This is a genomic window from Modestobacter sp. SSW1-42 (assembly GCF_046635825.1).
In the GTDB taxonomy this organism is placed as follows: Bacteria; Actinomycetota; Actinomycetes; order Mycobacteriales; family Geodermatophilaceae; genus Modestobacter.
This window is the reverse complement of the sequence record NZ_JBISCA010000003.1, coordinates 833,965-844,424: the sequence shown is the minus strand read 5'-3', so window position 1 is coordinate 844,424 and position 10,460 is coordinate 833,965. Positions and strand designations below refer to the sequence as shown.

At 67.1% G+C, this 10,460-nt stretch carries 7 protein-coding genes; 4 read left to right on the top strand and 3 right to left on the bottom strand.

All coding sequences use genetic code 11. From position 1 onward, the window contains the following. The 3 genes from ACGBYP_RS14315 to ACGBYP_RS14305 form a co-directional block, all read right to left on the bottom strand. Nucleotides 1–346, bottom strand: a 346-nt coding sequence (locus ACGBYP_RS14315) for a hypothetical protein (RefSeq protein WP_411585208.1), incomplete at its 3' end; no start/stop codon positions are given. A gap of 864 nt (nucleotides 347–1,210) precedes the next feature. Further along, entirely contained in the window at nucleotides 1,211–2,167 is a 957-nt protein-coding gene (locus ACGBYP_RS14310; RefSeq protein ID WP_411585207.1) for an ImmA/IrrE family metallo-endopeptidase, read from the bottom strand. A 19-nt stretch (nucleotides 2,168–2,186) separates the two neighbouring features. Continuing rightward, nucleotides 2,187–2,537, bottom strand: a complete 351-nt coding sequence (locus ACGBYP_RS14305) for a helix-turn-helix domain-containing protein (protein WP_411585206.1) — start codon at nucleotides 2,535–2,537, stop codon at nucleotides 2,187–2,189. A 110-nt stretch (nucleotides 2,538–2,647) separates the two neighbouring features. Here ACGBYP_RS14305 and ACGBYP_RS14300 point away from each other — a divergent pair, with 110 nt between their 5' ends. The 4 genes from ACGBYP_RS14300 to ACGBYP_RS14285 all read left to right on the top strand — a co-directional run bounded on the left by ACGBYP_RS14300 (nucleotide 2,648) and on the right by ACGBYP_RS14285 (nucleotide 10,427). Next, nucleotides 2,648–2,812 carry a hypothetical protein gene (locus ACGBYP_RS14300; protein WP_411585205.1) on the top strand — a complete coding sequence of 55 codons (165 nt, stop codon included), beginning with the start codon at nucleotides 2,648–2,650 and terminating at the stop codon, nucleotides 2,810–2,812. Between the two features lie 303 nt (nucleotides 2,813–3,115). Further along, the gene (locus tag ACGBYP_RS14295) at nucleotides 3,116–4,948 is read left to right on the top strand and encodes a ThiF family adenylyltransferase (RefSeq protein WP_411585204.1); all 1,833 of its coding nucleotides are present in this window, start codon (nucleotides 3,116–3,118) and stop codon (nucleotides 4,946–4,948) included. After that, nucleotides 4,930–5,451 (top strand): Mov34/MPN/PAD-1 family protein, encoded by a 522-nt coding sequence (locus tag ACGBYP_RS14290; RefSeq protein ID WP_176523077.1) that lies wholly within the window; start codon nucleotides 4,930–4,932, stop codon nucleotides 5,449–5,451. The genes ACGBYP_RS14295 and ACGBYP_RS14290 overlap by 19 nt, the downstream gene beginning before the upstream one ends. Nucleotides 5,452–5,645: 194 nt before the next feature. Then, nucleotides 5,646–10,427, top strand: a complete 4,782-nt coding sequence (locus ACGBYP_RS14285; protein WP_411585203.1) for a DEAD/DEAH box helicase — start codon at nucleotides 5,646–5,648, stop codon at nucleotides 10,425–10,427. The last annotated feature ends 33 nt before the right edge of the window (nucleotides 10,428–10,460 follow it).

The following is a 10,460-nucleotide window of genomic DNA, read 5'->3' as shown; positions in this document are numbered from 1 at the left end:
ACCACGCCCGCACCGACACCCTCCGCCGCACCGCCACCGGCACCCGCCGACCGCTAACCTGACCCCGCACCCGGGTGGGGACTTTCGATGAGCACCCCTGGGGACATTCGGCGAGCGCCATCAGGCTCTCGGGGCGCGGATCACGAGTGCTCGGTCGCGCCGCCACGTCGATGACTTGGTACTTGCCGAACTGCTGATCACCCTCGAGATAGCGGAAGGGCACTGGGTAGAGTCGAACCAAACGAACTGGGTCGTCTCCGCGCAGTTCGACGCCGGCCACGCATACGGTGTCGCCGTATGTGGCAGATGGCTGGGGAGCGGCCTTGACCGTGACGAGGACCTTCAATGTGGGTGACCTACCTCGTCTGGGGCGCCGTTGGTAGGGCTCGGCGGCGCGCGGAGTGCCCTGTTGTCGAATTGGCGGATGTAGTTCGAGCGCGACCTGTCGGAACCCAAGCCGGTTGACGCATGCGTTGGTGAACAATAGATCGTCGTCTGCTCCTCATGGCGCGAACGGCGACACAGTTTGACGCGCGTGCGGTCGCGCGACGGTTCGGTTCGCAGCTGGGTGCTGTGTCGAGCGACTGGAGGCTGGGGTACGAATCGAACCGGCGGCCGCGGTGGCTGTCTGCGGGCTTAGTCAGCCACGGTCGTCTGCGTGGCGGGCTCGCCCGCTTCGTCCGGGACGGCCTGCGTGAATGGCCAGATGCACGACTCGGGCGATTCGGCGCAACTGCTCCGGCCCGCCCGAGTCGTGCATCCAGGTTGTCGCTCTGACGCTTCAGCCCTTGCTCTGCTCCGGGTCGCGGCTACGCGAGTAGGTGTTGCGCTCCGTGATGGCCCCGTCTTGACGGTGAATGAGGTGCGACGGCCGATGATCTTGAGTCCTTCAGGGACGAGGACGCACCGGCGCCGCGCGGTGAGACATGGCGTAGACGGAGAGACTTGTTGGGCAGCTGGGCCGCACGACGGAGCAGCAAGTTGGCTCTGATGCACTGCTACAGGTCACGTCGCTAAGCCCCCGAGCGGACGCAGCTCCCATCTCGTCCCGAGGCTGCTTCGTTGCGGGTTGGCTGAGGGTTGTTCGTGCCGCAAGTCCCCACCCGACGGGACCTGACGTGGGCGGCCGTGCCTGGCTCTCACCGCGGCGGGGCAACCGTCTGCGGCTTTCGTATGACGCACCCTGTCTCAGAGCGAGGCGCCGCACCCACTACCGGTCGTCGTCCGTGGTGTGGTCATTCGTCCCCGTACCAGCTGACTGGGCCAAGGCGGTGCGATGTGTGCGGCCTGCCAGCCTTCGGGCTGCGGTCCAGTCCGAGGAGAGCAGGCTCGCGAGTCGTTGCGGGTCCGTTCTCGGGCGTGCGGGCGTCATCCAGAGCAGGGCGAAGCGTGAATAGAAGTTGCTGAACATCTCGACGTTGGCTCTGGCTGGTTGGCCGTTCAGGTCGACGAGCTGAATTTCCCCGGCAACCTCGTTGTCCAGGTGAAGGAAGGGGAAATCTGACGGGCTCATGTGCGTTGGGAACTTTGGAGCACCGAACCGGCTCGTCCACGAGCGGGAGCATGGCTGTTCGCGACGAATCTGTGGTCCGCCCCTGACCTTTGGGAGATCCAAACGTAAGACGAGGACCGCTCGGTCGTGAGTCTCCGCATAACGTCGGAACGCCGCGTGGATCGATGACCCATAGCGAGCGGCGAGTACCTGAACCGATGCCACGGAGAGGCTTAGGCTACGGGCTTCAGCCTCGAAAGCGGCTCTCTGGAAAAGCAGGTGCGCTGCGCCGTAATTGGCCTCGCGCTCGAACATTAGACGCGTAGACGGGCTCAGCGTCTCGGCGTTGTCTGCGTATATGAGCGCTTGTTGGTGTGGCAGAGCTCCGTGAACGACTTCGTGGAGTTTGACAAACCGTCGACGGTTCTCGTTAGTGACGAGGTCTGTTACACAGAGCGTCCTCGCCTGTCGGTCGAGCATGCCCTCGAGCTGGGGCAGCGCCTGCATCACTAGCGCCCGCTGCTCGGGCGGCATCTGCGCCAGCACAGCGTGGTCCAGTTCGTGGTTCGGCACTTCGACCAGGCCGGCCGCCTCGATGATGTCGTTTACCGGTGTGGGAAAGCGGCCGTACGCGTCCGCTGCACGAAGCAAGTCGTCGACGTGCGCGTCGATCATCTCGGCCGACGCTAGGAGGTCAGGCATGCCCGCGCTGCTGTCGGTAGATCGTTAGATAGGCGGCTAGCGCAGCGGCCTCGTCGTCAGTTATGCCCTTGGCGCTGAGTGCGTGAGCGAGGCTTCCACCGGCGCCCTGCGCGCCGGGTACGACGTAGCCAGCGCGCCGCATCAGGTCCAGATAGTCCCCGTCTAGAGCTTCGGCGAGGCGGTACAAGACGTGGGGAGAGGGGTTTTGAACGTCGCCGCGCTCAAGCTTCAAGAGGTACGCCGCGCTGATCCCCGCTTGCTCGCCCGCAGCCTTGAGCGATGAGCCGGACAACTCCCGAAGGCGTTGAAGGATCTTGCCGAGCTCGGCGGGCTGGTCCTGCATAGCTACGATAGTACACGCCCGGACACCATAGTTGACAAGCCCGCGACCGCCATGCACTCTAGTGAACGTCCGCCCACCATGGTGGCGGCGATGAGACAGAGGAGGCCGTCATGGCCAAAAACACTGGTCGCGGGCATCGCGTTGGAACAGTGCGCCAGCGGACGCAGACCTACAACCCCAAGACGCATTCGTGGACGAAGCGTGGACCAGGCGGCCAGTTCATGGATGGCAAGGCCGACGCCAAACCGTTCAAGGGCGTCCGCAAAGAGAACTGATTGCGACCTCCCTTGAAAAGAGCGTCGTGCAACTCGCTCCTTTTCAGGCGGTGTCAACCGTCCGGCGGCGTGCAGAACCGCGACTGGGCGGAATTGTCAGAGGTACGTGCCATGGTCAACGGAGTCGCCGACATCGGCGCCGAACGAGAGGAAAACCATGCCTGGACAGCCTCGCAAGCCCGACCACCCGGAGCACCCGGAGCACCCGGAGCACCCGGAGCACCCGCACACCCCGAAGCCGCCGCCGGGCCCCCCGCCGGGCCCGCCGAACCCGCCGCGTCCGCCGAAAGACCGGCCGGTCGGTTGAGCACTCCGCTCTGGGAGACGGAGTTCCCCGGCCGCCTCGAGCACGAGTTGATATGTCTCGAGGCGGCCGGCATCCGCTACGACATCGACGACGCGGCCGGCCGGCTCGGCGTCCTTCAGCTACGCGTGACCGCGATCGGTGACCGGGTCGTCGACCTGACGGTGACCTTCCCCGACCTGTACCCCTTCGTCCGGCCCTCGGTCCGCCTCACTGCCGACCAGTTGGAGCCGATGGCCCACCACGCGCATCCCTTCAGCGGAGACCTCTGCCTGATCGGTCGCTCGACTGCGTTGTGGCACACGGACGACACGCTGGCCTGGCTGCTGACCAACCAGCTGCCCAAGACGGTGCAGGCCGGCCAGGCAACGGCGACGTCCGCCGACGAAGTCGAGGCCCTCACCGGCGTGGAAGAGGCCCAGGCCGAGCCCTGGACCGACTACTACAGCTGCTTCGACGAGGGATCGATGCTTCTCGTCGACAGCGGCTGGACGCTGCCCACCACGAGCACGCATGGGACGCTCGGCCTGCGGCTCTCCCGGCTGGACTTGGCCGGCGTCGATGCGGTGCAGGACGCCGGCCTCCTGCACGGCGCGGTCTTCACGGTCAGCGACGGCAGGGGCCAGGTCCTCTGCTCGCTCTCCGGGCAGAATCCCGACCGCTTCCCGCGACCGGTCACCGGCCGCTGGGCTCGCCTGGACGCCCCCGTCCGGGGCAACACCCCCGAGGCGTTCGTGACCGAACTGAAGAGAGCTGCGCCGCAACTCCTCGACGGGGCGTGGCAGCCCGCTCCCGTCGAAGGCTGGGAACTGCAGGTGTTCGGCCTGACCTTCCCCGAGGAGCGAGTGCACCGCGGCACCGGCAACGGCTGGGTCTTCCTCGTCCGCCTCCGTCCGGCCGGCGGCCGGCCCCGGCAGCAGGCCAAGCGCGGGCGCGGGCAGCGCGGCCTTCCGTCGGCTGGCGGCAGGATCACCACGCATGTCATCCGCGCCGGGTACGCCGGGCAGCCGGACATGGCGGCCCGGGTCCCCGAACTCACCGGCCTGCACGACCGGCACATCGCCGTCTTCGGTGTCGGAGCGCTCGGCAGCACCGTCACCGAGCATCTCGCCCGGGCCGGTATCGGACAGCTCACCGTGGTCGACCGCGACCACCTGGAACCGGGCAACCTGGTCCGGCACGCCGCCCGCCTCGACATGGCGGGATGGAACAAGGCCTTCGCCGCCAGCCAGATCGCCCTCAGCGTCGCGCCTGACATCACCGTCAACGTCATTCCGTACGCGATCGGCGCACCACGTACCGACCCCCAGCCCGACCACCGCAACGAGATCGACGCGTGGATTGAGCTCATCGACAAGGTCGACCTCGTCTTGGACTGCACCGCGGAGAAGGGCCTGCAGCAGGCGCTGGCGTGGCTGGCGCGCCGCCGCCGCAAGCCGTACCTCGCCGCCTCGGCGACCAACGGCGGGTGGGGTGGTCGTGTGACCCGCCTGTCGCCCGTGTCGGGAACGGCGTGCTGGTACTGCCTCGAGTACGGCCTCCACAGCGAGTCCACCCCCTCGCTAGCGGCGGCCCCAGACGGAAGTGGAGTCCAACCGGTCGGCTGCGCCGACCCCACCTTCGCCGGGTCCGGCTTCGACCTCGCCGAGGTCGCCTTGCACGCCGTCCGCGTCGCCGTGGCAACGCTGCAGCAGGGCCGGCCAGGCGGGTACCCCGACAGCGGCCACGACGTGCACGTCCTCGCGTTGAGGACGTCTGACGGGACGCCGATCCCCCCGACCTGGACCGGCCTCGAGCTACCGGTGCATCCGCTGTGCCGCGGCGACCACTGATCGACTTCCGCGCCACCCGCCGGGGCCGCGTGTGGTGGGCCGCGGCGGCCCTGGAGGAGGCGCTCCGCGAGGCCCAGCGCGCCTACCCCTCAGAGACCGGGGGACTCCTTCTGGGCTGGTCCCCTCAACCGGCCGCGGTGGTTATCAGTGAGGTCATCGGCCCCGGGCCCCGCGCCGGCCATCACGCGAGGACATTCACACCAGATAGCGCCTGGCAGGAGGAGCAACTCGCCCAGGCGTACGAGCTGGCAGGCCGACGACTGCAGTACCTGGGCGACTGGCACACCCATCCGCGTGGCACCGTCAGGCTCAGCGGCACCGACCGGGCCACCCTGCGTCATATCGCCGAGCATCCCGACGCGCGCGCCGACTATCCGGTGATGGCTGTGCTCGCTGGCGGTCCGCTGTGGCAGGTCGCCGTCCGCCAGCAAGTCCGCCGTCGCGGCGGCCCTCGTCTCCTATCCCTTGAGGTGTGGGAGTCACCGACCGATCGAAGCGAGTGAGCGGGCGATGGGCTCGGCAGACCTGGCGCTGGAGAACAGTGCCAAGGCGTCAGATCGGCGTCGATTGTGTGAGCCCGTCCGACGGGAGCCACCCTCGCCGGACGTCCCGTTAGTCGATCTCTCGCCCTGCGATGGGCCGACTTGTCTGGGCGGGGCAACCCTGCCCTGAGGTCCAGTCGGGCAAGATGCGAAGCGTGACGGGGACCATCCACACTGTCCTAGACCGACTTCGCAGCGAAGCGCTGGACGAGCGGGACAAGGGCAGCAAGTTCGAGCGACTGATCAGGGCCTACCTGACCTCCGACCCGGAGTGGAAGTCGCGGTTCTCCGACGTCTGGCTGTGGTCGGACTGGCCCGAGCGCGCCGGCCGGCCGGACACCGGCATCGACCTGGTCGCGGCGAACGCCGACGACGGCGGGCTCACCGCCATCCAATGCAAGTTCTACGCACCGGGTCGCACGGTCGCCAAGGCCGACATCGACTCGTTCGTCTCCGCCTCCGCCTCCGCCCAGTTCACCAAGCGGATTGTGTTCGACACGGCAGCGGGCTGGTCGTCCAACGCCGAGGAGACGCTGGCCGGGGGAGTGGCTCAGCGCGTCGACATCGGCTACCTCGCCGACGCCGCCATCGACTGGGACCAATTCTCCTGGACGACGCCGGAGGTCGTCGTCCCGACGGGCAAGAAGGCGCTGCGCCCGCACCAGCAGAAGGCGCTGAACGACGTCCGCGCCGGGCTCGCCGAGCACGACCGGGGCCAGCTGGTGATGGCCTGCGGCACCGGGAAGACTTTCACCAGCCTGCGGATCGCCGAGGAGCTGGTCGGCGCCGGCGGCACGGTGCTGTTCCTGGTGCCGAGCATCCAGCTGCTGAGCCAGAGCCTGCGGGAGTGGATGGCCAACGCCGAGGTGGACATCGCGCCGTACGCGGTCTGCTCGGACGTCCGAGTAGGACGGCGCACGCCTTCCGACGACGCCGACCAGCTCCCGATCGATCTGACCGAACCGGCCTCGACCGACCCGCAGACGCTGCTGAGCCGGTTCGAGGCGAACACGAACGCCGACGGCCAAATGCGGGTGGTGTTCTCCACCTACCAGTCGATCGACGTTGTCACCCGCGCCCAGGAGCTCGGCCTGCCCGGGTTCGATCTGGTCATCTGCGACGAGGCGCACCGGACGACCGGCGTCACCCTCGCCGAGGGAGACGAGTCCGCGTTCGTGCGGGTGCACGACGCCGACGCCCTGAAGGCGACCAAGCGGCTGTACATGACCGCAACGCCCAAGGTGTTCGGCGAGGAGGTCCGTCGCAAAGCAACGGACGCCGATGCGGTGCTGGCCGACATGGGCGACCAGGACACGTTCGGTCCGGAGCTGCACCGGCTCGGCTTCGGGCAGGCGGTCGAGGCCGACCTGCTGACCGACTACAAGGTGCTGGTGCTGGCCGTCGACGAGAAGTACGTGGCGGAGAACTTCCAGCAGGCCATGGCGAACTCTGGTGAGATCCAGCTCGACCAGGCCGCGAAGCTGATCGGCTGCTGGAACGGCCTGGCGAAGAACTTCGGCCCCTCGGCGACCGATGGCCAGCCGTCGGTCGTCGGCAGGGCGCCGCTGCGGACGGCGGTGGCCTTCGCGCAACACATCAAGGCGTCCAAGACGGCGGCCGCGGCATTCCCCGACCTGGCCGACCGAGCGCAGATCGACGCCCCGGAGGACCGGCCGCGACTGCGGGTTCAGGCGGCGCACGTGGACGGCACCATGGGGGTGCACGAACGCAACACCCATCTCGCCTGGCTCAAGGAGCCCGCCCCCGACGGCGTGTGCCGCGTGCTCACCAATGCCCGCTGCCTGTCCGAGGGGGTGGACGTGCCCTCGCTGGACGCCGTCCTATTCCTCACCCCCCGCGGCTCGCAGGTCGACGTGGTGCAGTCCGTCGGCCGGGTGATGCGCAAGGCGCCGGGCAAGGAGCTGGGCTACATCGTGCTGCCGGTGGTGGTGCCCAGCGGCGTCGCGCCGGAGGAGGCGCTGCGGGACAACGAGCGGTACAAGGTGGTCTGGCAGGTGCTGCAGGCGCTGCGCAGCCACGATGACCGCTTCCACGCGATGGTCAACCAGATCGAGTTGAACAAGCGCAAGCCGGACACCATCGAGATCGTCTCCATCACCGGTCCGACGGACGGCGACGGCGTCTCCCTGCCCGATCCGGACCAGCCGGCGGAGAAGACCACCGAGCAGCTGCTCATGGAATTCCCGGCCGACGAGTTCCGCGATGCGATGTACGCGCGGATCGTCGCCAAGGTCGGCGAGCGCCGGTACTGGGAATCCTGGGCGAACGACATCGCCGACATCGCCGCCGCACACGTCACCCGCATCAAGGGCCTGCTCGCGACGCCGGGGCCGGCGGCCACCGAGTTCGAGCACTTCGTCGCCGGCCTGCGCGGAAACCTGAACGACTCGATCACCGACGACGCCGCGATCGACATGCTGGCCCAGCACCTCATCACCCGGCCGGTGTTCGAGGCGCTGTTCGCGCACTCCAGTTTCCTGGCCGGCAATCCGGTGGCCCGGACGATGGAGAACATGCTGGTGGTGCTCGATGCGCACGCGGTGGGTGCGGAGAACGAGACCCTTGAGGGCTTCTACGACACTGTGCGCAAGCGGGTCGCCGGGGTGGATAACGCCGCGGGCAAGCAGCGGGTGCTCGTGGAGCTGTACGACAAGTTCTTCGCCACCGCGTTCCCGAAGACGGTGTCGAAGCTCGGCATCGTCTACACGCCGGTGGAGATCGTCGACTTCATCCTCCGCTCGGCCGACGAGGTGCTGCGCGCGGAGTTCGGGCAGGGGCTGACCGACGAGGGCGTGCACGTGCTCGACCCGTTCACTGGCACCGGCACCTTCCTGGTGCGGCTGCTGCAGAGCGGGCTGATCGAGCCGCATGACCTGACCCGCAAGTACGCGAACGAACTGCACGCCAACGAGATCCTGCTGCTGGCCTACTACATCGCCGCCGCGAACATCGAGACGACGTTCGAGGAGCTGGAGGGGACGCCGCAGCCGTTCCCCGGGCTGGTGCTCACCGACAGCTTCCAGTCGTGGGAGGACGGCGACCAGCAGGACATCGACGTCATGCCGGAGAACAACGAGCGGCTGGAGCGGCAGAAGAAGTTGCCTATCCAGGTGATCGTTGGCAACCCGCCGTACTCGGCAGGCCAGGACTCGGCGAACGACGACAACGCGAACGAGAAGTACCCCACGCTGGACGCCGCCATCCGGGACACCTACGCCGCCCGCTCGACAGCGACGAACAAGAATTCTCTGTACGACTCCTACATCCGGGCGATCAAGTGGGCCACGCTGCGCATCCAGGATCGCGGCATCGTCGCCTTCGTGACGAACGGTGGCTTCCTGGACTCCAACACCGCCGACGGCATGCGCAAGACGCTGGCCGAGGAGTTCTCCGCGATCCACGTCTTCAACTTGCGCGGAAACCAGCGGACAGCCGGTGAGCAGTCCCGTCGGGAAGGTGGCAAGATTTTTGGCGCAGGCAGTCGCGCGACCGTGGCCATCACAATCTTGGTCAAGAAGCCTGGCGCGGCAGAGACAGCCGCCGTGCATTACACCGATGTCGGGGACTACCTCACTCGTGAGGAGAAGTTGTCCCGCGTGGCGGAAGCTGGGAGCCTCGTTGGTCTTTCACCCCTCGCCATTGCTCCGAACGACCACGGCGACTGGCTGAGCCAGCGCGCCGACGACTTTGAATCGTTCCTTCCGATCGGCTCGAAGCGGGGACCCCAGGTTGGGGTCTTCGGTAGCTATGGCGACGGCGTAAAGACAAACCGCGACGCTTGGGCTTACAACTTCTCAACCTCGAATCTACACAGCAACATCGCTCGACTGGTCGCCAACTACACGGCATCCTTGGACGGTGGCGCCCCAGATGATGACCCATCACGAGTCGGTTGGAGTCGAGCACTTCGGGCGAGTTACGGGAAGGGTAAAACCGTGACCATGGACGCCGGCGCGATTCGCGTTGGCAGCTATCGCCCTTTTACCAAGCAGCGGTTCTACTTCGATCGAGCACTGAATGACAGCGTTTCGTTGCAATTCGGATTCTTTCCCGATCAGGCAATACAGAACCGCGGTATCGAGCTCACCGGCCCGGCCTCGCATTACGCGTTCTGCAGTCTTGCTGCGCAAGACGTGCCCGATCTCCACCTGCTCGACACGGGGCAGTTCTTCCCTCGGTGGCGGTATGAGAAGGTCGACGAGTCGGGGATGTTCGACGTCCATGAGGGCGACGTCATCGAGGGCCACCGGCGAATTGACAACATCACCGACGAGGCGTTGGCCGCGTTCAGCGCGGCGTACCCAGGCGAGCCGCTGAGCAAGGACGACATCTTCGACTACGTCTACGGACTGCTGCACTCGCCGGAGTACCGGGAGACCTATGCCGCGGACCTGAAGAAGATGCTGCCCCGCATCCCCTTCGCGGCCAACTTCCGGGCGTTCGCCGATGCCGGCAGGCAGCTGGCCGAGGTGCACCTGGGCTACGAGACCGTGAAGCCGTACCCGCTGGAAGGGCTTGACGTGAGTGGCCCGGGCGGCGAGGCCAACTACGGGTTCTTCGCCGTCGGCAGCAAGAAGATGAGCTTCGGCAAGCCCACTGCGGAGCAGAAGACCGAAGGTCTGCGGAGCGACAAGTCGGTCATCCACTACAACGACCGGATCACCCTGCGGGGCATCCCGGAAGAGGCGTACCGGTACACGCTGGGCAGCCGCTCGGCGATCGAGTGGATCATCGACCGCTACTGGGTGAAGACGGACAAGGCGTCGGGCATCGTCAACGACCCCAACGACTGGTCCCGCGAAGTAGGCGATCCGCGCTACATCCTCGACCTCCTGGCACGCGTCGTCACAGTCTCCTTGGAGACGATCAAGATGGTCGACTCCCTGCCCCCGCTTGATACCCGCCACGACGGGTGAACGCCGCGGACGGCCAGGCCGCGATCACGGTGC